Consider the following 26,351-nt stretch of genomic DNA (forward strand, 5'->3'; position numbering starts at 1 on the left):
CCGAGCCGCCGGCAATTAAGTCATCAATGAACGGAAGTGCAATCATGGACCCTCTTCAAACCTACGTGCTCCAGCAGACCCGCCGCCAATTCCTCGGCCGGGCGGCTAAGGGCATCGGCACGATGGCGCTGGCGTCGCTGCTTAATCCGGGCGTCTTGTCCGCGGGCGCCACGGCCCCGGACCGCTGGACCGGGATCACCAATCCGACGCACTTCAAGCCGCGCGCCAAACGCATTATCTACCTCTACATGGCCGGCGGTCCCTCGCACCTGGAGACCTTTGACTATAAGCCGGCCCTGCGCAAGCTCGACGGCGCGCCCATGCCGGAATCTTTCACCAAGGGCGAGCAGCTCGCGCAATTGCAGGGCGCCGAGCTCCGCTGCATGGGGTCGCAGTTCGATTTCGCGCGACACGGGAAATCGGGCCAGGAGATCTCCTCGCTTCTCCCCAATATCGCCACGCTTGCCGACGACATGTGCATTATTCGCTCCATGCAGACGGATCAGATCAACCATGACCCCGCGCACACGTTCATGAACTCGGGGACGGCCATCTCCGGGCGCCCGAGCATGGGTTCCTGGCTGCTCTACGGCCTCGGAAGCGAGTGCGAAAACCTGCCGGGCTTCATTGTGCTCACGTCGCTCGGCGATGGCCGCAGCCCCCAGCCGCTCTCCTCGCGCCAGTGGCACAGCGGCTTCCTGCCCAGCAAATTCCAGGGCGTGAAGTTCAATTCCACGGGCGATCCGGTGCACTACGTGAGCAGTCCCGACGGCATTACGCACGGGCAGCAGCGCGATATCGTCGATGCGGTCCAGGCGCTGAACGGTATACACGACGCGCACGTGGATGAGGGCGAAATCGCCACACGCATCAGCCAGTACGAGATGGCCTTCCGCATGCAGACCAGCGTGCCGGATCTGGTCGATATCTCCGACGAGCCCCAGCATATTCTCGACATGTACGGCACGCAGGGCGCCGACGGCACTTTCGCGTTCAACTGCCTGCTCGCGCGGCGCATGGCCGAGCGCGGCGTGCGCTTTATCCAGCTCTACCACCGCGACTGGGATCACCACAACGACCTCAAGCACTATATGCAGGGCTGCGCGAAGGACGTCGACCAGGCGACCGCGGCGCTCGTGAACGACCTGAAGCAGCGGGGCATGCTGGAGGACACGATCATTATCTGGGGCGGCGAGTTTGGCCGCACACCGATGGTGCAGGGGAACAAAGGCGGGCCCGGCCGCGATCACCACATGAACGGGTTCTCCATATGGATGGCGGGCGGCGGGATCCAGGGCGGCATCACACACGGCGCCACCGACGAACTCGGCTATAAGGCCGTTCAGGACGTCGTGACGGTGCACGACTTCCACGCGACGCTGCTGCACCAGATGGGCATCGACCACAAGAAGCTGACCTACCGGTTCCAGGGCCGCGATTTCCGCCTGACCGACGTGCATGGCAACGTGGTAAAGAGCATTCTGGTCTGACCGAACATGAAGCCGAGCACGCGGCGCTCAGCTGGCCTGGGCGCGCCCGTCCAGCACAGTCCGGATCGCCTTGGAAAGCTCCGAGGTAACCATGGGCTTCATGACATGGGCGTTAAACAGTTCATCGGTGTTGGGGCGGCGGTGTTGCGCGCCGGAGAACCCGCTATAGAGAATCACCGGAATCTCCGCATTGATCTCGCGGACTGCCGCGAGCAGCTCCGACCCGCGCATCTGCGGCATCATCTCGTCGGTTATGATCACGTCGTAGCCCTGCGGCGCCGCGCGGAGCAATTCCAGCGCGCGCGCCGGGTTCGACACCGTGGTGGCGCGGTAGCCCAGACGCTGCAATGCCTTCTCCGCGAAGCGGCAGATACTGGCCTCGTCGTCCACGAACATAACGTGCTCATTGCCGCCCCGGGCCGTGTCGTCCGCCGCCGATTCGGCGCCCTCCGCGCCCGCGGGGGCAATGGGGAGCACGATCGAGAAGGTGGATCCCAGCCCGGCCTCGCTGTAGACGTGTATCGCGCCGCTCAGGTCGCTCACGATGCCGTGGACGGTTGCCAGCCCGAGCCCCGTGCCGCCTACCTGGTGCTTCGTGGTGAAGTACGGCTCGAAGATCCGCTGCCGCACGTGTTCCTCCATGCCGTGGCCCGTGTCGCTTACGTCGATCCGCGCGTAGCGGCCGGCCTCCAGCTCCGGATGGCCCTGAAGTTGGTCGTGATCGATCCACGCGTGCGAGAGCCGGATGCCAAGCACGCCGCCGGCTTCTTCCATGGCGTGGTACGCGTTCGTGCAAAGATTCATGAGAATCTGGTGTATCGCCGTCGCGTCCGCAAGTACCGGCGGGCAGGATTCGTCCAGATCCGACCGGATCTCAACCGTGGGCGGGATCGTTCGCCGGAGCAGCCGGATGACGTCCTCGATGGCGTCGTTCAGGTGGATCGTCCGAATCTTGAATTCCGACTGGCGTCCGAAAGCCAGAATCTGGCGCACCAGCTCGCGCGCGCGCTCGGACGCGCCGGCCACTTCGCGCAGATTCGCGCTGACCTCCGTGCCCGGCGGCAAGTCCTCAAGCGCCAGCTCGGTGAACCCCGAAATCGCCGCGAGCAGGTTGTTGAAATCGTGGGCGATCCCGGCGGCGAGCGTACCGATAGCTTCCATTTTCTGTGATTGGCGGAGCTGATCCTCCAGCCGGAGCTGGAGGGAAATGTCGCGCGACACGGCAATGTAGCTTTCTATTTCGCCCTGGCTCCCGCGAACCACCGAGACGTGGTGCTCTTCGGTAATGCGCGCGCCGGCGGGCAGCTGCCGCGCCGTGCGCCCGTGCCACGTGCCTTCTTGCGCCAGGGCCTCGCGCACGGGGGCGTGCTCCGGATCTTCGCTGAATAGCGGCAGCCGCTGGCCGCGGAGCTCGTCCCGGGCCGCACCGTGGGCCTGTTCCCAGGCGTGATTAACGTAAACGATGGCGCCGTCCGCGTCCGCAATGGCGATGGCGTCGGGCGCCTGCTCGAGCGCGGCCGCCAGGCGCGCGCGATCCTCGTCGGCGCGGCGCTGGTCGGAGACGTCCTCCACGAAGACGGCGGCGTAGGGATCGCGGTTCGCGCTGATCACAATGCGCGAAGACCGCGTCCGCAGCCAGCAGTTTTCGCCCTCGGGGCGGCTCCAGCGGACATTCCGCGCCGGAGACTCGGCGGCCCCGTCGCGGAGCTGCGCAAGATCCTCGGCCAGGGCCGCGCCCAGTTCGGAGCCCAGGAGGTCGGGCGCGTTTCGCCCGATCAGGCGCTCGTTGGGGATGCCGAGCATTTCGCAGAAGCGGCGGTTCGCCGCGAAGACGCAACCGTCCAGGTGCGCGTGGAGAATTCCCGTGGCGGCCTGCTCGAAACTCGCGCGAAACCCGGCCCGGTTCTCCGCCAGTAGCCGGTGCGCCATCAATTGGGTGTTGACGCGGACGCGGACCTCTTCCAATTCAAACGGCTTGGAGATATAGTCGGCCGCGCCGAGTTCGAAGGCGAGCACCTTGTTAAACGTCTCGCCCAGGGCGCTGAGGAAAATGATCGGGATGTCGGAAAACGCTTCGCTCTCCTTCAGGCGGCGGCACACCTCGTAGCCGTCGAGCACCGGCATGTGGATATCCAGCAGGACGAGCTCCGGCGGTTCGGCCTCCACGCTGTCCAGCGCCTGCTTCCCGTCACGCGCGGCGCGGACATTGAAACCCTGCTCGACCAGGAAATTGCCGAGAACCTTGAGGTTTTCCGGGTTGTCGTCCACGATGAGAATGTCATACTGGGTGGGGTCGATGTCGCGCAGCGCGTGTTTCATTCGGAAGTTTCCTCGTCCCAAAGGGGCCTCAATTCGTCGAGTACGAAGCCCTCCGTATACTCTTGTACCAGATTCGCGAGGCGCGTGTCTTCTTGTTGAAGTTCGGGAAGCAGCGCAAGCGCCTCGTTGATGGCCCCGCGCCAGACCGTGTGGCGGAGGCGTTCCGCGAGCGAGCCGGGCAGGTTGCGAATCGCTTCGCGCGCCTGCGCCATGGCATACGCGGGCGCGGCGGCGCGGCCCGGTTCAGGCGCATCTTCGTAGTCGTATTCGATTCCGGCATGAATCCGCATTTCTTCGAGGAGCTCGTCGATCCGGAAGGGCTTCCGGAGGAACGCGTCCGCGCCGTAGGCCAGGACGGTTTCCCGTTCCTCCGCGAGCGTGCTGGCGGTGAGGGCGATGACGCAGGCGCGCGGTCCGGACTCCGGAAGCGCGCGGATGCGGCGAATCGCCTCGCGCCCGTCCATGACGGGCATGACGAGGTCGATGAGCACGATGTCGTGACGGCGCGCGGTGTAGGCGTCGAGCGCTTCCTGCCCGTTGCATGCGGCTTCCACGCGGAATCCGAGCGGGGTAAGCATACGGGAGACGAGATCGCGGTTGGTGTCGCGGTCGTCCACCACGAGCACGCGCACCGGGCCGTTGGCGTTGCGGACGGCCTTCACGGCGGCGGCGGGGGCCTCATCGACGATTTCGGCCTCGTCGCCGGGCTCCACCGGAACGGAAAACACGAACTGGCTGCCCGAACCGGGGGCGGATGTGACGGTAATGTCGCCGCCCAGGATCCGGGCAAAGTTGCGGCTGATCGCCAGGCCGAGTCCCGCGCCCTCCTGGCGCGCATCGCCGGATTCGGCCTGCTCGAAGCTTCCAAAGATGGATTCCAGCGCCTCGACCGGGATCCCGCAGCCGGTGTCCTCCACTTCGAAGCGCAGCGGAATTCCGCCGGACGGCGCCATGGACTCGGGGGCGCGCCGCACCCGTACGGTAATACGGCCACGTTCCGTGAACTTTATCGCGTTGCCGATCAGGTTGATCAGCACCTGCTTGATACGATTGAGGTCGGCGCGGACACAGGAGGGGATTTCGGGCGCGATATCCACCTCCAGCAGCAAGCCCCGTGCGTCGGTCCGAACGCGGAACATCATCTCAAGGTCCTGGAGCATCAAGGGCAGATTGAACGACACAGGCTCAATCTGGACGTGTCCCGCCTCAATACGGGAAAGCTCCAGAATGTCGTTGATCAGCGCGAGCAAATGGTCGCCGCTCCGGCGAATCGCCACCAGCGCGTGCTTCTGGTCCGCGGAGAGGTTGGGGACGCGCTGGAGGAGCTGGGTGTAGCCGAGCACCGCGTTCATCGGCGTGCGGATCTCGTGCGACATGTTCGCCAGAAAGGCGCTCTTCGCCCGGTTGCCCGCTTCCGCGGCCTGCATGGCCTCGCGGAGGCGCGCCTCCGCCGCTTTGCGGTCGGTTACATCGTCCGCGACGACAATGGCGCGCGGCCTGAAGTCATACGTATCCGTAAACGGGTACATCGTAACTTCACAAATGCATTCCCCCCGCGCCGGAAGTTCAATCGCGGACTCGTACGCTACGCGCTCCCCCTGAAGGCAGCGGGTGAGCCGGGGCATGATGCCGTTTCGGGCCGCTGCCTCGCCCCAGATGTCCGCGACGGACTTGCCCACGGCCGTCTCGCGCGGCACGCCGGTGGCAACGCACCATTCGTCGTTGACGGCTTCGTAGCAGCCATTGGAGTCGATAACGCTCATCATCGAGCGAACCGTGTTCACGATGAATTCGTAGCGCCGTAGGGTGTCGGCGGCGCGGCGCTGCTCCGTTACGTCGTTGCCAACGCAAAGGATTTCCTGCACGCTGCCGCCGGCGTCGTAGAGCGGGCAGTTCGTCCACGCGATCCAGACCCGGCGCCCGTCGCGGGTGATGTTTTCATTCTCGTGGACGGAAAAGGCGTCGGGGTTCCGGCCAAGCTGCGTCATGGCCGAAGCGAGATCTCGCCCGCGGTGATCCGTCGCCGGGACGATGGTGCCAACGATGTTCTGGCCGATAATCTGGCCCGACGGATAGCCGAAAAACTGTTCGCCATACCGGTTCAGGAACCGAACTTCGCCCGCAGGCGTCATCCGCAGAATAATGCTGTGGGCATTCTCGACCAGTGTCCGGTAATTCTCCTCGCTCTCGCGGAGCGCCGATTCCGTCTTGATACGGGCCGCCACTTCCCGGTGGAGCCGCCGGTTGTGGTAGGAAATGAGCCCCAGTATCGGCAGGAACACCGCAACGATGGCCGCGAGGAGGCCGATCGCGCGGCGGATGTCGAGGCCCGTCTGCATTTCGATGTCGATCCACTTCTGCCGGATCTCCAGGGCCTCCTCCTCCGTGACGGAAGCGATGCCCTTGTCGAGGATGCGCGCGAGCTCGGGCCAGTCCTTCCGCACGCCGAAGTGCAACTCCTCCACGCCCTCACCCGCGGGCACCGCGAGCCGGAGATTGGAGAGGCCCAGCCGCTTGATCCAGTAGGCGGTGGTGGCCGCGTTGCCGATCGCGCAGTCCGCCTCCCCCCGCGCCACCGCCGTCAGCGCCTCGCGGAAGGTCGGATGAAGCACGGGAGACAGGCTGGATTGCTCCGTGACAAAGGCGTGGTGCGACGTGTTCTGCTGCACGGCGACCCGCAACCCGTGAAGGTCCTCCAGCCCGCCCACAAAGGGGTTGTCGAGGCGCGTGATGATAACGCGGTGAAAGGCGAGGTAGGGCCGCGAGAATTCCAGGAATTGATCGCGCTCGATGCTGCGGCCCAGGCACGGAAGCACATCCAGTTCGCGCTCCCGGGTCAAACGTACAGCCTCGTCCCAACCCTCCGTGTGTACGATCTGCATATTGATTCCGAGACGCGCGTTGAGCAGCTGGACATAGTCCGAGGCCATGCCCAGATAGGTCCCGTCCTCCCCGGCGTACTCGAAGGGGGCGAATTCCGGGTCGATGCCCAGCCGGATCACCGGGTGTTCCCGGATCCACGCGTGCTCCGCCTCCGTAAGGGGGATACGCTCGGGGGTGGTGATATAGCGGCGGATAATCTCGCGTTTTTCATGCGCGGGGAGCGCCGCGATGGCCTTGTTCAGAATCTGGACGAGGATCGGGTAGTCCCGGCGAACCCCGATCGAGAGTTGGAGCGGCCCCAGGTCGGCGTACGGCCCTATCTCGATATTCGGCAGCACATTGTGATCGATCAGGTAGGACGAAACGGCCACGTTGCCCACGTACGCGTCGGCCTCCCCCCGGGAAACCGCGAGCAGCGCGGCCAGCGAGTTGTCCACCTCGACAAGCTGAAAGTCCGGGTGGTTTGCGCGCAAGTATTCGTGTTCGTAGTATTCGCGCTCCACCGCCACGCGGCGTCCCGCCAGATCTTCGAGGCGCTGGATCCCGGTTTCCCCCGTGCGGTGGTAGATGGCGTGCGGGAAATCCAGAATCGGGTCGGTGAACGCCAGGAAGCGCCTGCGCTCGGGCGATGCCTGCATGCCGGGGCCGAGATCGAGCTCGCCTTCCCGCAGCATGCGGTAAAGCTCGGGCCACGGCGCGGTGACCGGCTCGATCTCGAAACCGGCCATTTCCCCGAAACGCCGCAGGAGATCGGCGTCGATGCCGCGGTACTCGCCGCCGCTCGTTACGAAGTCAAAGGGCGGCCAGTCGGGCGTGGCGGCGCTCCGCAACACGGGGTGCTGCTGCACCCACGCGCGCTCCTCCGGCGTCAGGTTGATACGGCCTGGCGAACCGGGAGGCTGCGCGTGCGCCGGTCCGAGCAGCGCCAGGGCGGCGAGGAGGGCGAGTGCGGCCCACCGCGCGAATCCGCTGGTAAAGGGCTGAGTTGTCAACGGCAACCTCCATGACCAGGCGCGGACACCTGCCTGCCCCTCCAGCGGGCGCCGCCAAACCGGGGGCTGCCTGTCGCGCTGCTTTTCATGGGTATAGCACGGCCCGAAACGCGGACGCAAGCACAATTTTTCCGGCGCCGGGCCGCGATCAGTCGATCCGGACGCGCGCGAGATAGATGCTCGTCTTGCCCTCGTGGGAGGCGTAGTAGCTGACCCAGAGAAGGCCATCGTGCCATACGAGACCCGGATAGCTGGTGTCCCCGCCGGACGGGAGGGCCAGGAACTCCGTCAATTTGCCCGTGTCCGGGTCGATCCAGCAGAGCGAGGTGCGGGTTCGCTCGTCGTAGAGGCGCACCGCGGCCACCAGGCGGCCATCCGGGATCTGGATCATCGCGGGGCCACCGGTTCGCGCGCCGGTGTCGCGCCAGGTCCAATCGGTGTAGGGCGGCTGGGCCGTTCCGAAGAGCCCCGTGGTTTCCCGCGGGGCCTTTTCGTCGCGCCGCAGGAGGCACCAGGCGGTACCGTCCTCCGCAAACACGATCTGGCTCTCGTTCGTGTACTCGTTGTCGCGGAGCTTGTCCACGAGCACCTCGAAGTTCACGCCGTCGTCACTCTTGTAAAGGCGCGTGAAGCGGCTGGGCCACTTGTCGCCCGTCGAATAGCCGATGCCGTAGGCCGTGTCGCCATGCCAGGTGACCCGCCACAGCCACAGGTCCTTCTCGCCGATGGGGACGCCCTCGGTCCAGGTGAAGCCGTCTTCGGAGAAGTACGCCATGGTCTGGTGCCGCGCGTCCGCAGGCTGGTGGAGCGCGGCGGCCCCGGTGAGCATCAGGCGGTTGTCCGGCGTGATGCATATCTGGGCGTCGCGCAGGTCCGCCGTTTCCGAGGTAATCCGCGCGGCGGAGGTCCAGGTTTCGCCGTTTTCGGAGGTGATGACGCGCAGGGCGCCGTCGGCCGAGACGTGCCCCTGGCCTTCGCGGAAGACGCAGAACCAGCGATCCTGGAAGCGGATAAGGTTGGTGAAGGCGTTGTGCGGCGCTTCATCCCAGATCCGCGCGTAATCCACCAGCGTCGCGCCTGGGACCACGCCCCGATCCACCGGCATGAAGTGGATGCCTTTGGAATTCGCGAGAAAGCGTTTCGCCCGGATATTGGAACCCGCGCCTTCCTCGTAGTAGACGATGAGAACCGTGCCATCCTTGAGGTTCACCATGGAAGGATAAGCGCCGATGAAATCGTCCACGAACACGTTCTCGCTCCAGGTGTCCGCTTCGTCCAGGCTGTAGTGCAGGCTGGTCTGGGGGAGGCGGTGCGCCAGGAGGATCACGTCGTTCAGCGTGCGGTGCAGGTACGGCGCGTGGCCCGGGAAGCCGTAGGGCGCCGAGACGCTCCACGTCTTTCCCCCGTCCCGCGATTCCGACCAGGCCATGGTGTCGCCCGCGCTCCGCTGGGCCGCGTGCAGCGTGCCGTCCTTCAGCTCGATAAGATCGGTTTCCGCGTCGAGCGGCATCCCGTTGTTGTCAATATCGGCCGGCGCGCCCCAGGTCATCCCGCCGTCCTCGGAGAACACGACCGCGCCATGGCTGAGGCTATCCGTTTCCTTGTAGAGGCCCAGCGCCAGCCGGCCATCCGAAAGTTCGCGGATGGGGCTGCTGCAATAATAGCCCGCGGTGATTTGCCGCGATTCCGACCAGGTCGCGCCGAGATCGTCCGAATACACCATCCACGTGCCCAGCCCGGTCCACGGCGGCGAGGCGCCATCGGCCCGGCGCAGCGAGAAGAAGTTGCAGATCAGGCGGCCGCTGGCAAGCTGGACAATCGACGGATCGCGGTCGTCGTCGGGTCCATCAAACAGCGTGCGCGCCTCGGTCCACGTGCGCCCTTCGTCGCTGGAGAGGCAATAGGAAATCCGGCCGCCCTTCGGCAGCTGTTCGTTCGGCAGCGCCACGTGGTCGTAGCCCGCGTAGAACACGCACATCAGCCGCCCGTCGCTCAGGCGGCACACATCGGGAAAGGCTTCGTAGCCGCCGGCCCCGGCATCCGTGCAAACATACGTGAAATCGGGCGGTGGCGGCGCGGGCAGGGTAAAATCGTGTTCGGCATTCGCCGGCGCGCCGCTGACGGTGATGTCTTTGACGCGCGCGCGGCCCTGGTTCGCGTAGAACCCGATGCGGCCCTGCTTCAGGGTGGCGTCCTTCGCCTCGAAAAGCTTCGCGCCGTTCAGGAAAACGCGCAGCGTATCGCCCTCGAACCGAAGTTCGCCCGTGTGCCACGCGCCGGCGGGCTTGTCCAGGCCGCCAGCCCGCGCGATCTCGTTCCACGACTGGCCCTTATCCGATCGGCACAGGATGGCTTGGGTCTTGTCAAAATGCACGTAGTAATAATGGCTCGCATCCGCCGCGCGCACGACAAATCCGCAGGCCAGCACCCCATGATCCTGCGGGTCGACCTGAAACGACGCCTTCAGCGATCCGTCGCCCCATTCGAGGGGAAGATAGAACGCCCGGGCCATCGCCTGGCGCCCGTCCAGCACCAGTTCGCCGTTGTCGATGCGCGCGCTGTCGCTGCCGAAGGTCCAGGCGGCGGAATCGGCCAGATCGAGGGCGGTATCCGCCGTGAAGGCCGGACCCGCGATCAGGGCGGCCAGGAGCGTGAGAAGCGTGGCGTAGGAGCAGGTAAAACGGGCCATCGATAGGGTCCTTACACAAAAGGGGGGTTGGGTTGCCGGTCTAAGCTCCCTACCGTACGACAGATCCGGCTGATGTCGCAAGTGGACGAAGCGGGCCTCACCTCAATGTTCTCAGATGGGTTGGCAGGAACCGTTGGCCACGCATCAAAATCCGCGAACCCCGGCGGCGGCGAATCGTCGCGGGCTGCCGGGGTGCTGACGCGACAGGCCGCACAACGCGCCGCCGGGCCCGGATGCGCCAATCAAGGCGAAATCCGGACCCGGCTGTAAAACGGCGCTTACGCTATAGAGGAGATCACGGCGCGTTGCGCAAATTGCTGCTCTGGACCGCCGTGGTCATCACATACGCTTTACTTCCTACGGGCTGCGGGTACTTGGCGAATTCAACGTGTCCGTCCATGTACAAGATATTGGCCCCGCCCGGAACGTGATTGAAGTTGCCCGAACCTTGAAGGGCGCCCGCGGTGGTAAACGAATTGTCCCACATTATCGCCGAGTTGGATTGGGAGGTGGCGGCGGCTCCGGGGTTGTTGATGTCCGTGATCAAGAAGCGCTCCACGCCTTCGCGCAGTGGCTGGGCCGTCACGACTTGCCCCGTGCTGATGGTGAACGTGGCCGGGAGGCCGCGGTTCTGATAGAGGCCGCGGGCATTGGGAGAGAGGGTCCCCGCGGCGGCGCTCGTGCTCGTGTTCAGCGCATGGTCACCCGCGCCTTCCGCGTAGGTCTGGCCGAAGAACAGGGCGACGTCATCCGGGGTCTGAAACCAGGCGCCGTCGACAACTATTGCCCAGTAATTGTAGGACCAGTATCCGCCGTGGTAGAAGCAGTGCAGTGCCGGGTCATAAATAGACGGATCGCAGTTCCGGTTCCCGCCATTCGGGTGGGCGATTTTGCCCCGCATGATGGGATCGCCGGAGTTCTCCCAGCCGGACCCGATCGTGCGGTGCATATTGGCTCCTTCGGGGCTCCAGAGAAAGTTATCGAGTTTTGAGCGGTGAAAATCGCCGTCGGACGGGCAGAACTGGATGTGGAAGTCCGTCAGATATTCCGGGTACAGGTCTTCCGTCGAGTACGCCCGTTCGAGGGTCACGCCCATCCCCGCGCCGTTGGGGTAGTTTTGCGCGTAGCGGACGGCGCGCGGCGGAAACATTTCGCCCTTGCTCTCGCTCGAAAACATCTTGAATATCACGCCGTGCTGTTTCAGGTTGTTCTGGCAGCTTGCGCGGCGCGCTGCCTCGCGCGCGCGCGCCAGCGCGGGGAGCAGTATCGCCGCCAGGATTCCGATGATGGCGATGACTACCAGCAGTTCGATGAGCGTAAAGCCCCGGCGCCTTCCGCCTGGTGTAAAAGGTCGGTGGTTCATGGGTATTCTCCTTAAAAATTAAGTGGGGATAGCATAGTTACTAAACCGAAAAACTAGTCTTTAGGACACATGGAATTCGTGCGGGTATCCGGGAGCCCTGGTGGAGCCGATGCAGGTTGCACCCCGCCGCGCTGCCGCATGATCCGCATGCCTGTTTAAACGAATCAGCCCATGTTCTGCCCTCGCTTTCCTGCCGGGTGGTACGTCGGCGCGGGCGGTCGTAATGTTGTCCACTATGATCGCCCGTTGCGTATCGTGCTAGCATTAAACCATCTCTACGTAGATTTGTCAACACATTAATCGCGGTGTCGTAGAGCGTAGATCATTGCGGCGATCGCGCGGAGGCCCCACAGGGCACCCGCCGAACCGCGTGCAGGGTACGCGGGCGCTGTTAGGCGCGCATGAGATTGTCGTTATTCTTCGGTGGCGTCGGGCCGCCGGATCGCGGGGGTTGGTACAGGACGGGACGCGCCGCCACAGGTTGCCGCCAGACCTTCCTGGATCCCGTGCTTCGTCGCGACACTCGTTCAGCAAAGAAAAGATTCGATTGTGGTGTGGAAGTGGAGGTTGGGTTGGGGAGTTGGCGCCAGCGACGCAACGGTAATGTATGGGCTCCCCCCGCTATGGAGGCAATTCGGCACGTTGCGATTCGGGAAGGGCGGCAGTACACTGTATGGCAATTCAGTAGCGGGCCCCGGCAATATGGTGCAGTTACCGTGAACGGCGGCCCGCGGCTTACAGCGTATTGACGCGGAGTGTACCGAATGAGCAAGACCGTTTCCCGAAGAACTTTCATGAAGCAGGCGGCGATCGCCAGCGCGGCCCCGCTCGTGCTGCCGCGCCTGAGCTTCGCACAACCCGCCAACAGCCGGCTGCAACACGCCGCCATCGGCGTGGCCGCGCAGGGCAAGCACGACCTGGGCAATATCGCGAGCCACGACATGGTCGATGTGGTGGCGCTGTGCGATATTGACGCCGTGAGCCTCCAGCGCGCCGCGGAGCTCTATCCCAATGCCCGGCTCTACCGGGACTGGCGCGAGATGCTGGCGCAGGAGGAGGGGAAAATCGACTCCGTCAGCGTGGCGACCCCCGATCACACACACGCGCCCGCTTCCTATTCCGCGATTAAGCAGGGGCTGCACATTTTCTGCGAAAAGCCGCTGACGCACGAGGTCTACGAGGCGCGCAAGGTCACTGTGGCGGCGCGCAAGGCGGGCGTCGTGACCCAGATGGGCAATCAGATCCATTCCCACGAGTACTACCGCACCGCGGTGCACTGGGTGCGCGAGGGCGCCATCGGCAAGGTGAAGGAATGGCATTCCTGGGTGGGGCCCGGCGCCATTTTCACCACGGACGACAAGAAATACCCCGCGGGAACGGACGCGATCCCCGAGCACCTCGATTGGAACCTCTGGTGTGGCACGGGACCACTGATCCCCTTCAAGGAAGGCGAGTACCACCCGTTCTGGTGGCGCCGCTACCGGGCCTTTGGCGGCGGCGCGGTGGGTGATTTCGGCTGCCACATCTTCGACCCCGTTTATTCGGCGCTGGACATCACCAACCCGCTCCAGGTGCTGGGCCGCGCCGAGAGCTACAGCGACGAGGTGCACCCGGCGTGGTCGGTAATCAACTACACCTTCCCCGGCACGCCCATGACGGCCTACGGCACCATATGCGCGACCTGGCGCGACGGCGGGCTCAAGCCGGACAAGCTGCTCTCGCCCCACCTGGCGGAGGATTACGAATTGCCGCCCAGCGGCTCGATGCTCGTCGGCGAGGAAGGCACGCTGATCATCCCGCACGTGGGCAAGCCCCAGCTGCACCCCGTGGCGGACTTCGAGAACTACCCCGTCCCGCAACTGGAGGAGCGCAGCCACTACCACGAGTTCGTGGACGCCTGCCTCGGCCGCGTGCAGACGACGGGCTCCAACTTCGATTTCGCGGGCCCCATGGCGGAGGCCGTGCTGCTCGGCAATATCGCCAACCGCCTGCCGGGACAGGCCTTGGAATGGAACGCGCGGCGCTGCCGCTTCAGCAACAACAGCGACGCGAACAAGCTGCTGCGCCGCTCCTACCGGGACGGCTTTGAGGTGCGCGGGCTGTAGGGCGCATGGATTGTTGTGAACACACCACGCCCCCTTCCGGACCGCCGCGCGCGGGCCGGGAGGGGGCGGCGCTATTCGTGCGCGCGGCCTGGGCGCTGACCGCCGCGCTGGCGTTGGCGCTCCTCGCCGCCATGGACGCCGCAGCGCAACCCGCGCGCTGGTCCGCCGAGGCCTGGCGCAAGGATCTGCGCGTATTGCGCCAGGTCGTCCGCGTGGCGCACCAGAACCCGTTTCACACCGCCGACAGTCAGGCCCTGGAAGCCGCCTTTGACGATCTCCACGCGCGGATACCGGCCCTGACCGATTTCGAGATCGCGTTCGGCATGCACCGCATCATGGCGTCCCTGGGCGACGGCCACTCCTGGCTTACCTACTACGGCCGGGACCTCTCGCGCTACTTTCCCTTCGATGCCTGGGAATTCAGCGACGGCCTCTACCTGACCCATGCCGCGGCGGGCCATGATCGGGCCGCGGGCGCGCGGGTGCTGGCGATTGACGGTGTCCCGCTGGAAGAAGTCCGCGAGCGGCTTCGCCCCTGGATCAGCCTCGACAACGAGATGGAGGTGTTGCGCCAGGTTCCGCTGATGTTGCGGCAGCCCCTGGTGCTCCACGCGGCGGGAATCACGCGCGAACGCGACCGCGCCGAGTTCACGTTGTTGGGCCCCGATGGCCGATCGTTCGAGGAGACCTTTCGCGGGCGGGATTTCGCTGCATACAAGACGTGGCGCGAAGGCCAGCGGACGCCGGAGGAAGAGGTTCGACACCTGCGGAGGCGCAACGAGTTCTTCTGGTACGAGACGCTCGCATCGGAAAACGCGATCTTCTTCCAGTTCAACTGGTTCGACGACATGCCCGGAGAGCCCTTTGAGGAGTTTCTGGACGGGTTGTTCGCGGATCTCGATTCAAGGCCGGACGCCTGCCTCATCCTCGATGTGCGCCACAATGTCGGCGGGCGGATCGCGCTGGTCGATCCGCTCGTGGAGCGTATCCGGCGCCGTCCCGATCTGGCGCGCCGGGGTCGGCTCTACGCCATCACCGGGCGCGCGACCTTCTCGTCGGCCCTGATGCTCGTGGCGCGTCTGGAGCGCCACACCGGGGTGGTCCTGGCCGGCGAGCCGGGCAGTGGCAAGCCGAACAGCTACGGGCAGTACACCCCGTTCAAGTTACCGGAAACCGGGCTCGAAGGCAGCATTTCCACGCATTTTCATCAGGAAGGAGAGGCACTCGACACCCGTGACCGCATTGAGGTGCAACTGGAGGCGGTTCCGTCATTCGCGGACTACCGCGCCGGCCGTGATCCCGCGCTGGAGGCCGTGCTCGATCACTGGCGCGCCGCCCGGGAGTCCGGAAGGCCGTGAGCGGGCTTGGTTCGGGAGGGGTCCCGGTGTTACCCTGCCGACATAGCAGCCAACACGGAGATTCCCCGCCATGTACCGAATATTGTTCTCAATCTGTCTTGCCCTGCCGCTACTTGCGGCGAATCCCGCACTTGCCGAGGCGACCGGAGCGGATGGATTCGTCGATTTGTTCAATGGGAAGGATCTCACCGGCTGGGTGGACGTCAACACGAGCCCGGAAACGTGGCGTGTGGAGGATGGCCTGCTCATCTGCGCGGGCCAGCCCATCGGCGTCATGCGGAGCGAGAAGCAGTACGAGAACTTCATCCTCCGCATCGAGTGGCGGCACATGGAGGCCGGAGGCAACTCTGGCGTATTCATCTGGAGCGAGGGCACGGTGCCCGAGGGGCGCCGCCTGCCCAAGGGGATGGAAGTGCAGATGCTGGAGCTCGAATGGCCCTTCCTGAATCCGGAAAAAGACGGTACGCCGCGCCCGATAGCCTATGTGCACGGCGAGCTGTTCGGCGCCAATGGCCTGACAACCGTGCCCGACAACCCCCGTGGCGAGCGCAGCAAATCCATCGAGAACCGCTGCCTCGGCAAGGGCGAGTGGAATTACTACGAAGTCGTAGCCGTCGACGGGGTGGTGAAACTCTCGGTCAACGGGAAATTCGTGAACGGCGTCAGCCAGTCCTCGGTGAAAAAAGGATATCTTTGCCTGGAGTCCGAAGGCGCGGAGATCCATTTCCGCAAGATCCAGATACTCGAACTCCCGCCCGGCGTCACCACCCCGGAACAGATCGCGCCGGTGGTGGGGGAGACGGCGGATTGACCCGCCGAAACCGCCCCAGCAGACGGCGTCGAGAATTCACGACCGGGCTTCCACTCAGCAGCCACATGGAATGGGTTTGGATGATACGGGATTTCAGCCCTGGCCGAGATTGTCGTCCTTTTACCTGGGCCTTCGGCCCAGGCTGATTTGATCTGCGCCTTCGGCGCCGAAGAAATGGGATTCAGGGCCGAAGGCCTGCTTCATCCCAGCCTGGGCCAAAGGCCCAGGAATAGGGGGTCGTCAGGGATTCAGGGCTGAAGGCCCGCTCCATAGCCCTTGTAATGCACCGGTGTAATGAATACGGCGCCTCATGCAAACCAAGATACAGCATGCCCAAAAAAGGAAGCGTCCAAGGCTGGGAGCGCAGGCGTCCCCGCCTGCCAGGCGGCGAAGCCGCCGTCCATTTTCATCCTTAACGGGTGACCCAACGCGTTATGAATGGCTGCACCCCGATCGCGCAGCAATCAGCCCATCGGCCCCTCCGGGCGATCAATAATAATACCGTACTTCTCCGCGGTCTCGAACAGCCGCTCAATCATCTCCGGCGTCATTTCCGGCGGCCCCGTATCTTCGGCCCCCACCGGCGCCCCCGCCTCCGCGAAGAACTCCTCCAGACCGGCCGGCGTCGAGTGAATGAGCATGTGCGCGGTCTCGCCGCTCTCGTTCCAGAACGTGTGCTTCACGTTCCTGGGCAGCATGACCGTACTCCCCGGGCCCGCCTTCGATACCTGGCCATCCAGCATCACCGTGATCTCGCCGTCCAGGACGTAGAAGACTTCATCCTCCCGCGTGTGTATGTGGGGTGGCGCGCCCGGCGCGTGGGGGATGGTCGCATGCACCATCGCCATCCCGCCGCCCGTGTCCGCGCCGCGAACCTTGAATACGTACTTGTGCCCCACCAGCCAGTAGGCCGCGCCGGCCTCCGGAGCCCGGACCCCGGGCGCATACGTTTCGATCATCGTGCTGCTCCTTTTATGTCTGCGAATTGAACGCGCGTAGTGTACCGAAACGGAAATGGCGCGACAAGGGTATCTATTTACTCGTAGAACCACGCCTCGGGCAGGATCTTGAGTTCCAGCGGGAGCCCGTTGCCCGCGTAGCTGAAATACGTGAGCAGCGCGTTCCCATCCACCCAGGTAATCGCCGGGTAGGCCCAGCTTCCCGCCGGGCCCTCTTCGATATTCCGAAAGTGCGTCCACGTGGCCCCTTCGTCCGTCGAAATCGCCGAGGTGAAAGGGTTGCGCCGGTCCGAATCGGGATTGTGGTTCCAGACCGCGAGCAGGTGGCCGCCCGCGGGGGTGCGCGTGATGCACACCGGCGCGGCGGGGCCCTTGAGCCCGGAGGGTTCCGGGTCGCTCCACGTTTCCCCGCCGTCGGTCGAAAAACTCTGGTATTGCGCGCCCAGCCCCGTGCGCATCAGCATCAGCACCCGCCCGTCCTTCAATTCAATTGCCGCCGGCTCCCAGCAGCCATCGCCCGGGCGCACCCGCGCTGATTCCCGCCACGTCTTGCCATCGTCGTCGGAGAGGTAGCAGTAGCTGTCGTTATTCTCCCAGGCCTCCAGCAGGATCCGGCCGGACTTCAGGCGCAGCGACCGCCCGTTGGTCAGGCCGGTGTACTTGCCCGCGGGACTCATCTGCAGCGCCTCGCTCCACGTCTTCCCTTCGTCGCTGGAGGTGCGCATCATCACGCGGCAGTCCGTGCTCTCGGTGTTCTTCTGGCAGTAGAAAAGGTGAATTCCCCCGTCCAGGCTGCGCAGGAAGTTCACCTCCATCACGTTGCGCCCGCCGTCGTTCTCCACGAGCGTGTACTTCTCGCCCCAGGTCCTGCCGCCATCCCGCGAAATGAGCCCGGAAAGGCGCGCCGGACCGTGGTCCTCGCCGTCGCCCGCGTAAAACTCGGTCCAGCCGAGCAAGAGGGACCCATCCTTCAGCGGGATGATGGCGGCCTCGCTGTTGCGCGGGTTCTCCGGACCAATGGGAACCACGGTTTGCTGATGGATAGGCTCGACCGCTGACGCGGCGCAGCAGATCAGTCCCGCGAGCGCGGCGGCGAAGAGGAAGCGTGGGCATGGGTGCATGTTACGGAAATCCTTTTAGGGTTACAGACCGCGCCATCATGGGGCATGGGACAACCGCGCCGCAACCCGTCATACCCGCCGATGGGCCGTCTCGCGTCTCGAATTGCCCGCACGGCGCCGGGCTCGTTTATACTACCGTCCTTTGCCAGCGAAAACCCGTGGGGATCCCGCTTCCATGATTAACGCATTACTTCACGCCGCCGCCTTTCTTGCGGGCGCCAGCCCGGAACTGCTCAACGCCATGCCCCTTCACGCGCCGGGGGGCTGGCAGGTCGATGTCGGGCCCGGATCCGTCTCGATCGCGGGCCGGGAGATCGCCCTGCCCGACCCGGTGCGCCTGATTGTGCCCGAACCAGCGCCCGTGACGGTGCGCGGCGAGGCCCAGATGCTGCCCCTCTTCAACCCGCAGGCGGGCGGCTGGCTGAAGGGAGCCCGCCTGAAGGCTCTGATCGCGCAAGAGTGCACCGCAACCGGACTGCTTCAGCCGGAAACGGTCGTCGTGCGGAGCGCCAGCGGCGTCCCATTCGCCCGCGACGTCGACTACGCACTCGACCCGCTCTGGGGCACGATCGGGCGACTCGAAGCCGGCAGCATCGGTGCGGATGAGTCCGTGCTGATCGACTACACCTGGAGTCCGGCGCGCCTGGACGCGATCGTGGTGAACACTTCGGGCCAGGTGCGCCTGATTGAAGGGACGCCCGGGCTGGGCTTTGACCCGCCGCCCGCGCCCGGAGTGGGGGAGTTCGCCATCGGTTCCGTGTGGAATCCGGGCAACGCGCCGGACCTGACCGCCGAAAATCTCTTGCCGGTGGAACATTCCGTCGCCGAGCCGACTCCGCCGGAGTACTACGCCGCCGAACAGTTCCTGCCAAAGACGCTGGCGAAACTGGAAGCGGGGGAGCCGGTCACCATCGTGGCGTGGGGCGACAGCGTGACCAACGGCGGGGGCGTGGGCGGCGACACCGCCCTCTGGTACCAGAACCAGTTCGTGGACCGCCTCCGCGCGCGCTATCCGGACGCCGATATCAAGCTGCACACCGCGGCGTGGCCCGGGCGCGGCAGCCGGGACTACCTCGAAGCGCCCCCCGGCGGCCCGTACGACTTCCAGCGCGACGTGTTGGATCGCAAGCCCGATCTGGTGACCGCCGAGTGGGTGAACGACGCCTACCTGCGCGGCGAGGCCCTCACCGCGCACTACACCACCATCCTGGAGCACCTGCGCGGCGCGGGGGCGGAACTCGTCCTGATCACGCCGCATCTGGTCCGCCCGGACTGGATGGGCGTGGACACGCTCAAGTTCGACGAGGACCCCCGCCCCTATGTTCAGGGCCTGCGGGCCTTCGCGGAGGCCAACGATGTGGCCGTGGCGGACGCTTCCCGAATCTGGTGCGGACTCTGGCGCCGCGGCATCCCCTATACGACCCTGCTGGCCAATGCGATCAACCACCCGGATGCGCGCGGCCAGGCCATCTTCGCGGACGCGCTCATGGCGCTCTTTCCGGAATAATACGCGCGGGCCGGCGCAACCATGGCCACGCCAGCCCGCGCGTTCGCTTCGGGATACACTGGGATCAACCGTGGCCGCCCATAAGCCAGTTAATTCCGGCGATCTGGGTCACCAGCGCCATGGGATCCTGGGCTTTAATGATAAGCGGGGCCTTGGTTTCGTATCGTACGAACTCAACGTGCCCGTCCATGTAGAGCACATTCGAACCGCCCGGAACGTGGTTGTAAAACGCAACGCCCAGCGCGATCGGCAGGCCGAGATCATCCGATAGGTTGTCGGTGTTTGCCCAGGCGTCGTACATCACAAAGACCTCGCTCTGGGCCTTGGCGCTGGCGCCGGGGTTGTTGATATCCGTGATGAGGAATCGTTCGATCCCCTCGCGCAGGCGGTAATAGGAATTGGGCAGCGGCGCGCCGTCGTCATCCAGCCAGCCGCTGGATCGCGGGCTGAAACTGTTCACCAGCCCGCTGCTGATGTCGTTCACGTTGACCTCGTCTGTCACCCACATGCCGATATCCGGGCATCCCGCCGCCGCCAGCCCGCCAACGCCCGTGAAGCCAATCGGGCTCACCGTGGTCCACCAGCTCGCGCGAATCCAAACGGAGTCCATGTACTGCGAGGCCGTTCGGGCCATGTACGGGTTGTAGATGTAGGAAACCGGCAGCGAGAGGAATAGATTCAGGCAGTTATTGCTGCCCGCCACCGTGGCCTGTTCAGCCAGGCGCGTGATCTGGCCGCTGTAGTCCTCCTCCACGCCCCAGCCGCCCGTGCCAAACGGGTCATAGTCCGTCCGGCTGTCCGACGGGCAAATCGCGGTGGCCGGATCGGTCCAATACTCCGGGTAGATGGACTCGCCCGAGATGCCGTTGAGCCAGCTCAGCACCCAGGCGCCATTGTGGGGATAGGTCGTATTGCCCGGGGGGAACCGTTCTCCCTCCGACTCGTTGGCGTACATCTTGAACACCAGGCCCCATTGCTTGAGGTTGTTCGCGCAATTGGCGCGCCGTGCCGCCTCCCGCGACCGGGCCAGGGCCGGCAACAGTATCGCCGCCAGAATGCCGATAATGGCAATCACTACAAGCAATTCGATCAAGGTGAAACCGTTTCGTTTCTTCATGGGGATGCTCCTCTTCACAGATCTGCCCGTGGTTGTTGGAGAAGCCCCGACGTGAACCGCCCGCCGCGCCCGGGCCCCTGGGACGCTAACACTTGCCTGACCCCATCCTAGCGCAATTCGCCCGATTTGTAAAGGCGGTTTCGCACCTTGCCGGGAGGTTGACAGGCGGCGTGAAATCCCGTACTGTTCACGCCGATGTACAAATTTCCGAAATATAACGTCGCGCGCGCCTTGCGTTTGCGGGCGGCGCCGTTCGCCGCGCTCGCCATCGTCCTCGCGGGCTGCCCGCCGCTGGAGACACCGGATCTATCCCCCCGCCCGGCGCCGGGGGAGCGCCATCTCGTCCGCCTCGCGCATATCACGGACCCGCAGATCGTGGACGAGGAGAGCCCGGCGCGTTCGGTCCGGACGGAGGACGTGATCAGCGTTTCCTGGCGCCCGCAGGAGGCCTGGGCGGTGCATACGCTGGACGCGACCTTGCAGCGCATCAACGCGATTCACGCGGCCGGCCCGCCGGTGGATTTCGTATTGATGACGGGGGACCTGGTCGATCTCGCGCAGTACAACGAATTGCAGTGGTTTGTGGACACGATGAACGGGAAGGTGGTGACGGCGGATTCGGGGGCTCTGGACGGCGTCGATCGGCATCCGGATCCCGCCATCAACCCGAAATTGCCCTATCGGGCGGCGGGGCTCGACCCCTCCATCCCCTGGTATACGTGTTACGGGAACCACGACGGCCTCGCGGTGGGGAACTTCCCGATCGATCGCACGGCGCCGCGCCCATCGGACTGGTTCGCGCCGCTATTCCCGATCGCCGCGGAGATGATCGGCTATCACCTGATCGACCCCGCGTGGAATTTCATGCTCCCGACCGCCGATGTCAGCCCCGCTGTGATTCTCGGGAGCGGCCCGCCGCTGGCGCCCGGTTCGCAGCAGGTGGACCTTTCCGCCCTGGAAGCCGGCCCGATCCCGCCGGATCCCGCGCGGCGTTTTCTGGCGCCGCGCGATTTCGTGGCGCTGCATCTCGCGAGCCCCGGTCGGCCGGCGGGTCACGGCTTCACGCGCCGGGCCCTGACGCGCGGCGAAACGTGGTACAGCGCGCGGCCAATTCCGGGCGCCCCGCTCCGGCTGATCGTGTTCGACACCGTCGCCGCCGGGCCGCACTATGGCCTGCCGCTGTTCTACGGCGCGCTCTTGCGGGAGCACTTCGAAACATTCGTTGTGCCGGAGCTTGAGGTCGCCCATCGCGCGGGAGATTGGGTCATTCTGGCCTCCCACCACCCGTCCGTCGAGTTTTCGCTGCCTTTTCCCGGCGAAACGGTATCCACCGAAGAGTTCCGCGCGGCCCTGGCGAAGTATCCGGGGGTGCTTATGCACCTGGTGGGCCACACGCACCGCAATCATGCGTCGATCATACCCGGGACAAATCCGTATCTGGAGATCGAGACCGGCGCCATCATCGACTACCCGCAGGAGGGGCGGATTCTCGACGTCTTTATCGCCGCCGATGGCGAATCCGCGCGCGTCGAAAGCCGGATGTTCAGCCACGCCGAAAATCCGACCACCCACTCCGCCGAGAGTTACCGCCGCGCGCGGATCGACTGGGGGCTGCGGAAATACGAACCCGCGGCAAGCGGGCGGACGCGTTCGGACTCGACCGGGTCCCCGGGGGACCGCGCCTTTACGGTGACGCTGCGGCGCTGAGCCGACGCCGCGTTCAGTCGTTGAACCAGCGGGTGTCCATCCGTGCGGTGAGGCCGTCCGCCTGCATCAATCGCGTTGCGAGCCCGGCGGTTTTCGGGAGCTCGTAGCGGAAAAAATACTGGCAGGTGACACGCTTGCCCAGGTAGAAGTCGCGATCGGCGTCGTTTTCGAAGTCGGCCAGCGCATTTTCCGCGGCCGTGGCCTGGAGCAGCCACTGCCACGCCATGGCGATGATGCCGGTGTATTCGAGGTAGAGCGTGGCGTCCGCCAGGAAGACGTCGGTCTGGCCCTCCCGCCCCAGATCGACGAGAGAGCGCGTGACGTCCTGGTACTGTTTCAGCGCGGCCGTAAGCAGCGCCACCTTGTTGCGGAGCGGTTCAATGCCCCGCGCCGCCTCGATGGCCCGGCCGACTTCCTCGACGAAGGCGTTAAACGCCGCGCCCTCCCGCATGGTGACCTTGCGCCCGAGCAAATCGATTCCCTGGATGCCGGTAGTCCCCTCATGGATGGGGTGGATGCGGATGTCCCGGTAGTATTGCTCCAGCGGAAATTCATCGCAGTAGCCGTAGCCGCCGAGGCACTGGAGGCCCGCGCTTACGGAAACGATGCCCATTTCCGAGGGGTACGACTTCGCGACCGGGGTCAGGAAGTCAAGAAGCAACGCATTGCGCGCGCGATCTTCCTCGGGACCCGCCCGGTGTAGATCGAGCAGCTTCGAGCAGTAGACTATGAGCGAAAGCGAGCCCTCGGCGATGGCGCGCTGGAAGAGCAGCATGCGCCGGATGTCGGCGTGCTCAATAATGGGTACCGGTGGCGCGGCCGGGTCCTTCCCGTTGATGGGGCGGCCCTGGCGCCGTTCGCGCGCATACCCGAGCGACGCGTGGTAGGCCGCCGTCGCGATGGCCGTGGCGCCCATGCCCACGCCCACGCGGGCGTCGTTCATCATCTGAAACATGTACCGCAGGCCCTGGTGCGCCTCGCCCACGAGCCAGCCCCGGCAGTCGCCATGCTCGCCGAGTTCAAGCTGGGTGATGGGCGCGCCTCGGTAACCGAGCTTATGGAAGACGCCGGTGCACGCGATGTCGTTGCGCTCCAGCCCGCCGCCCGCCGTCGGGCGCCACTTGGGCACAACGAAGAGCGAAATGCCCTTGACCCCCGGCGGTGCGCCCGCGATCCGGGCCAGCATCAGGTGGACGATGTTGTCCGCAGCGTCGTGATCGCCGCACGAAATGAAGATCTTCTGGCCGGTAAGCAGGTAGTAGCCGTCCCCGGTCTCGCGCGCCTCGGTCGTGAGATCCGACAGCGAACTCCCCGCATGCGGCTCCGTCATGGCCATCGTGCCCTGCCACCGCCCCTCAAAAAGCGCGGGCACGTATGTGTCGGCCAGCTCTCTCGACCCGAATGAGAGGATCAACTGCGCCGCGCCGGTGCTGAGAAACGGATAGACACTGGCGGAGTAGTTTGCCGCGGCGAACAGGAAGCGCAGCGCCACCAGCACCGTGTCCGGCAGTTGCTGGCCGCCCTCCTCGTAGCCGGCGTGCGCGCCGATCCAGCCGCCCTCTCCGCAATGCCGCAGCAGGTCGCGCACCTCGGGCAACACGCGCACCGCGCCATCCTCAAACCGCGGCGGCTCGGCGTCCATCCTCTTGAACAGCGGGTACAGCTCTTCCTTTGCCAGTTTCGCTCCCGCATCAAGCACGAGGTCGAAGGTTTCGGCGTCGTGATCCGAGAAGCGGGGCAGGGCGCACAGCGATGCGGCGTCCAGGACCTCGTAGAGCAGGAAGCGAAGGTTGCGAAGGCTGGCGAAGGACTCGGCCATCGGGATTCTCCATAGAGGGTGGTTTTCCGGTGAAGCGGGAGTTTAGCGCAGCGGGGCCGGAGGGTCAACCACGAGGCGCGTCCACCGAACGCCTATTCCGCGCGTTCCCGGAAACGCTCCAACGCATGGCGGACGATGCTCCGCGCCAGTTCCTCCTCGCCGAGGAATATCTTGCCGGCTTCCTCCTGCTCCAGGAGCCGGCTCTCCACTTCGCTGTGCGATCGGATGAGCACCTCGACTTGTGGATTGATCTTGCGCGCCGTTTCCACCATCTGTCGCACCTTCATGGTGTCCGGCGTGGCGATGATCAGCATGGCGGCCCGCGCGATGTGCGCCTGCGCCAGCACGATGGGGTCCGAAGCGTCGCCGACGACGGCGGGGATACCGTCTTCCCGGAGCTTCTCCACGATCTCGCGGCCTTCTTCAACGACGACATACGGGATGCCGCGTTCGAGGAGGTAGTGCGCGATGCGGCGTCCAACGCGCCCATAGCCCACAAGCACGACTTGGCGCGAGAGGTATTTCTCGTCGGTCGTGTAGGGCAGGGCGGCCAGCGGGTCCGCCGGCGCCTTGATCGGCTTCGGGCGCGCCGGCGGCGAGAGAATGGCCTCGTTGGCCTCTTTGAGTTTCTCCTCCTCGCCCAGCAGGAGGAGGGTATCGTACGGTTCGATAATCGTCTGACCGCGGGGCACGACGAAGCTTTCCCCGCGACCGATGAGCAGGATCAGGACTTCGGCCGGGATCTCCAGGTCGGCGACCGTTCGCCCGACCGCCGCCATGTTCGGTAGAATCTCCACTTCGCGCGTGTTGCCCTGCGCCTGCCCGTGCCGCTCGATGGCCAGGGAGAACGCCGGCCTCGACTTAAGGGGCTCGTCCACCCCGAGAAAGCGGGCCACCGGCATCAGAAGCGTGCCCTGGATCAATACCGAGGTCAAAACAATGAAGAAAACCACGTCAAAGATAAGCGCCGAGTGCTCGTAGCCCGCCATGAGCGGGAAGGTGGCCAGGACAATGGGCACGGCGCCCCGAAGCCCGGTCCACGCGACCAGGAGGCGCTCGCGGCGGCTGAATTCGCTCCCGGCCAGCCCAATGGCCACGGCAACCGGACGCGCCACGAGCATGAGAAAGGCGGAGGCGGACAGCGCCATCAGCGCGACTCCGGGTAGCTGTGAAGGGAATACGAGGAGCCCGAGCGTCAGGAACATGCCGATCTGCATCATCCAGGCGAGCCCGTCGTGGAACTTCACCACGTTGCGCTTGTGGGCGAAGTCGTTGCCATTCAGGATCACCCCGGCGATATAAACCGCGAGAAAGCCGTTGCCCCGCAGAAACTCGGCCAGGCCAAAAGTAAGGAGCACGAGGCTCATGCTCAGGACCGGATAAAGGCCCTCGTAGTCCATGCGGATCCGGTTGAACGCGACCGCCGCCAGGCGTCCCGTTCCCGCGCCGACAAGCGCCCCCGCGAGCATATTCACAAAGAACGCCGGCACAAGCGAGGGCCAGCTGAATTCGGGGGTGGTGAGAATCTGGGTCATCCCCAGGGTCAGGAAAATGGCCATCGGATCGTTGCTGCCGGATTCCAGTTCCAGCAGCGGCTTGAGGTTGCCCTTGAGGCCCACCCCGCGGCCGCGCAGCACGGAGAACACCGCTGCGGCGTCGGTCGAAGAGATGATCGCGCCCAGCAGAAGGCCCGCCGGCAGGGAGAAGCCGAGCGCAAGCCAGGCAAAAATGCCCACGAGACCCGCCGTGATCGCGACGCCGAGTGTGGACAGGATGACGCCGCGCCCAAGCACGGGCCGGATGATGCGCCAGTTCGTGTCCAGCCCTCCGGAGAAGAGGATGAAGGCGAGGGCGATCGTACCGATGAAGCTGGCGGCTCTCGGATTCGCGAATTGGATGCCGCCTGGCCCGTCCGAACCCGCGAGCATCCCGATGCAAAGAAACACCACCAGCGCGGGCAGCCCGAGCCGATCGGATATGCGGCTGGCCACAATGCTGGCGAACACGAGCAGACCCGTTACAAACAGGATCAGCGACGGTTCAAGCATCTAATTGCACTCCTTCAGGTGTCGCCAGCGGACTTGTTGCCGCCCGGGGCCCGAGATAGGAGC

At 65.1% G+C, this 26,351-nt stretch carries 15 protein-coding genes and 2 pseudogenes; 6 read left to right on the forward strand and 11 right to left on the reverse strand.

What is annotated here, in order from left to right; genetic code table 11:
• Positions 1-44: 44 nt before the first annotated feature.
• A complete protein-coding gene (locus tag KF886_13125) occupies positions 45-1,490 on the forward strand; it encodes a DUF1501 domain-containing protein (protein MBX3178298.1) in 1,446 nt (481 codons plus the stop codon).
• A 27-nt stretch (positions 1,491-1,517) separates the two neighbouring features.
• Here KF886_13125 and KF886_13130 read toward each other — a convergent pair whose 3' ends face one another.
• From KF886_13130 to KF886_13150, 5 genes and pseudogenes are all read right to left on the reverse strand, one after another.
• Complete coding sequence (locus KF886_13130) at positions 1,518-3,809, reverse strand: response regulator (GenBank protein MBX3178299.1); 2,292 nt, start codon at positions 3,807-3,809, stop codon at positions 1,518-1,520.
• A complete protein-coding gene (locus tag KF886_13135; GenBank protein MBX3178300.1) occupies positions 3,806-7,684 on the reverse strand; it encodes a transporter substrate-binding domain-containing protein in 3,879 nt (1,292 codons plus the stop codon). Before KF886_13135 ends, KF886_13130 begins: the two co-directional genes overlap by 4 nt.
• A gap of 148 nt (positions 7,685-7,832) precedes the next feature.
• Positions 7,833-10,373: an exo-alpha-sialidase gene (locus KF886_13140; protein ID MBX3178301.1), complete on the reverse strand. Its 2,541-nt coding sequence runs from the start codon at positions 10,371-10,373 to the stop codon at positions 7,833-7,835.
• Between the two features lie 295 nt (positions 10,374-10,668).
• Positions 10,669-11,469: a hypothetical protein gene (locus KF886_13145; protein MBX3178302.1), complete on the reverse strand. Its 801-nt coding sequence runs from the start codon at positions 11,467-11,469 to the stop codon at positions 10,669-10,671.
• Between the two features lie 156 nt (positions 11,470-11,625).
• Positions 11,626-11,736, reverse strand: a pseudogene (locus tag KF886_13150) (type II secretion system protein).
• Between the two features lie 764 nt (positions 11,737-12,500).
• On the opposite strand from KF886_13150, the gene KF886_13155 reads away from it, so the two are divergent.
• The 3 genes from KF886_13155 to KF886_13165 all read left to right on the forward strand — a co-directional run bounded on the left by KF886_13155 (position 12,501) and on the right by KF886_13165 (position 16,010).
• A complete protein-coding gene (locus KF886_13155; GenBank protein ID MBX3178303.1) occupies positions 12,501-13,841 on the forward strand; it encodes a Gfo/Idh/MocA family oxidoreductase in 1,341 nt (446 codons plus the stop codon).
• Between the two features lie 5 nt (positions 13,842-13,846).
• Positions 13,847-15,199, forward strand: a complete 1,353-nt coding sequence (locus KF886_13160; GenBank protein ID MBX3178304.1) for a hypothetical protein — start codon at positions 13,847-13,849, stop codon at positions 15,197-15,199.
• 70 nt (positions 15,200-15,269) lie between these two features.
• Complete coding sequence (locus KF886_13165; protein MBX3178305.1) at positions 15,270-16,010, forward strand: DUF1080 domain-containing protein; 741 nt, start codon at positions 15,270-15,272, stop codon at positions 16,008-16,010.
• A gap of 464 nt (positions 16,011-16,474) precedes the next feature.
• Here the strand turns inward: KF886_13165 and KF886_13170 are convergent, their stop codons facing one another.
• Positions 16,475-16,969, reverse strand: coding sequence for a cupin domain-containing protein (locus KF886_13170; GenBank protein MBX3178306.1), 495 nt, complete (start codon positions 16,967-16,969; stop codon positions 16,475-16,477).
• 77 nt (positions 16,970-17,046) lie between these two features.
• On the reverse strand, positions 17,047-18,090 hold the full coding sequence (locus KF886_13175) for an exo-alpha-sialidase (GenBank protein ID MBX3178307.1): 1,044 nt from the start codon (positions 18,088-18,090) through the stop codon (positions 17,047-17,049).
• A gap of 175 nt (positions 18,091-18,265) precedes the next feature.
• Between KF886_13175 and KF886_13180 the strand changes: the two genes are divergently transcribed.
• A complete protein-coding gene (locus tag KF886_13180) occupies positions 18,266-19,597 on the forward strand; it encodes a hypothetical protein (GenBank protein ID MBX3178308.1) in 1,332 nt (443 codons plus the stop codon).
• A gap of 64 nt (positions 19,598-19,661) precedes the next feature.
• Here the strand turns inward: KF886_13180 and KF886_13185 are convergent, their stop codons facing one another.
• Together KF886_13185 and KF886_13190 are read right to left on the reverse strand one after the other, a co-directional pair.
• Positions 19,662-20,231 carry a hypothetical protein gene (locus KF886_13185; protein MBX3178309.1) on the reverse strand — a complete coding sequence of 190 codons (570 nt, stop codon included), beginning with the start codon at positions 20,229-20,231 and terminating at the stop codon, positions 19,662-19,664.
• Between the two features lie 162 nt (positions 20,232-20,393).
• Positions 20,394-20,714 (reverse strand): annotated as a pseudogene (locus tag KF886_13190) (prepilin-type N-terminal cleavage/methylation domain-containing protein).
• A gap of 195 nt (positions 20,715-20,909) precedes the next feature.
• On the opposite strand from KF886_13190, the gene KF886_13195 reads away from it, so the two are divergent.
• Positions 20,910-22,421: a metallophosphoesterase gene (locus KF886_13195; protein MBX3178310.1), complete on the forward strand. Its 1,512-nt coding sequence runs from the start codon at positions 20,910-20,912 to the stop codon at positions 22,419-22,421.
• A 13-nt stretch (positions 22,422-22,434) separates the two neighbouring features.
• Here KF886_13195 and KF886_13200 read toward each other — a convergent pair whose 3' ends face one another.
• On the reverse strand, positions 22,435-24,240 hold the full coding sequence (locus tag KF886_13200; protein ID MBX3178311.1) for an acyl-CoA dehydrogenase: 1,806 nt from the start codon (positions 24,238-24,240) through the stop codon (positions 22,435-22,437).
• 92 nt (positions 24,241-24,332) lie between these two features.
• Entirely contained in the window at positions 24,333-26,288 is a 1,956-nt protein-coding gene (locus KF886_13205; GenBank protein ID MBX3178312.1) for a potassium/proton antiporter, read from the reverse strand.
• Positions 26,289-26,351 lie beyond the last annotated feature (63 nt).

Source organism: Candidatus Hydrogenedentota bacterium, from assembly GCA_019637335.1.
Classification (GTDB): domain Bacteria; phylum Hydrogenedentota; class Hydrogenedentia; order Hydrogenedentales; family JAEUWI01; genus JAEUWI01.

What these genes read in the sequence shown, in the direction of transcription:
- KF886_13125 (MBX3178298.1), top strand. Translation starts at nt 45, where the DNA reads ATGGACCCTCTTCAAACCTACGTGCTCCAGCAGACCCGCCGCCAATTC.
- KF886_13130 (MBX3178299.1), bottom strand. Translation starts at nt 3,809, where the DNA reads ATGAAACACGCGCTGCGCGACATCGACCCCACCCAGTATGACATTCTC.
- KF886_13140 (MBX3178301.1), bottom strand. Translation starts at nt 10,373, where the DNA reads ATGGCCCGTTTTACCTGCTCCTACGCCACGCTTCTCACGCTCCTGGCC.
- KF886_13145 (MBX3178302.1), bottom strand. Translation starts at nt 11,469, where the DNA reads ATGGGCGTGACCCTCGAACGGGCGTACTCGACGGAAGACCTGTACCCG.
- KF886_13155 (MBX3178303.1), top strand. Translation starts at nt 12,501, where the DNA reads ATGAGCAAGACCGTTTCCCGAAGAACTTTCATGAAGCAGGCGGCGATC.
- KF886_13160 (MBX3178304.1), top strand. Translation starts at nt 13,847, where the DNA reads ATGGATTGTTGTGAACACACCACGCCCCCTTCCGGACCGCCGCGCGCG.
- KF886_13165 (MBX3178305.1), top strand. Translation starts at nt 15,270, where the DNA reads ATGTACCGAATATTGTTCTCAATCTGTCTTGCCCTGCCGCTACTTGCG.
- KF886_13170 (MBX3178306.1), bottom strand. Translation starts at nt 16,969, where the DNA reads ATGATCGAAACGTATGCGCCCGGGGTCCGGGCTCCGGAGGCCGGCGCG.
- KF886_13175 (MBX3178307.1), bottom strand. Translation starts at nt 18,090, where the DNA reads ATGCACCCATGCCCACGCTTCCTCTTCGCCGCCGCGCTCGCGGGACTG.
- KF886_13180 (MBX3178308.1), top strand. Translation starts at nt 18,266, where the DNA reads ATGATTAACGCATTACTTCACGCCGCCGCCTTTCTTGCGGGCGCCAGC.
- KF886_13185 (MBX3178309.1), bottom strand. Translation starts at nt 20,231, where the DNA reads ATGGCCCGAACGGCCTCGCAGTACATGGACTCCGTTTGGATTCGCGCG.
- KF886_13195 (MBX3178310.1), top strand. Translation starts at nt 20,910, where the DNA reads ATGTACAAATTTCCGAAATATAACGTCGCGCGCGCCTTGCGTTTGCGG.
- KF886_13200 (MBX3178311.1), bottom strand. Translation starts at nt 24,240, where the DNA reads ATGGCCGAGTCCTTCGCCAGCCTTCGCAACCTTCGCTTCCTGCTCTAC.
- KF886_13205 (MBX3178312.1), bottom strand. Translation starts at nt 26,288, where the DNA reads ATGCTTGAACCGTCGCTGATCCTGTTTGTAACGGGTCTGCTCGTGTTC.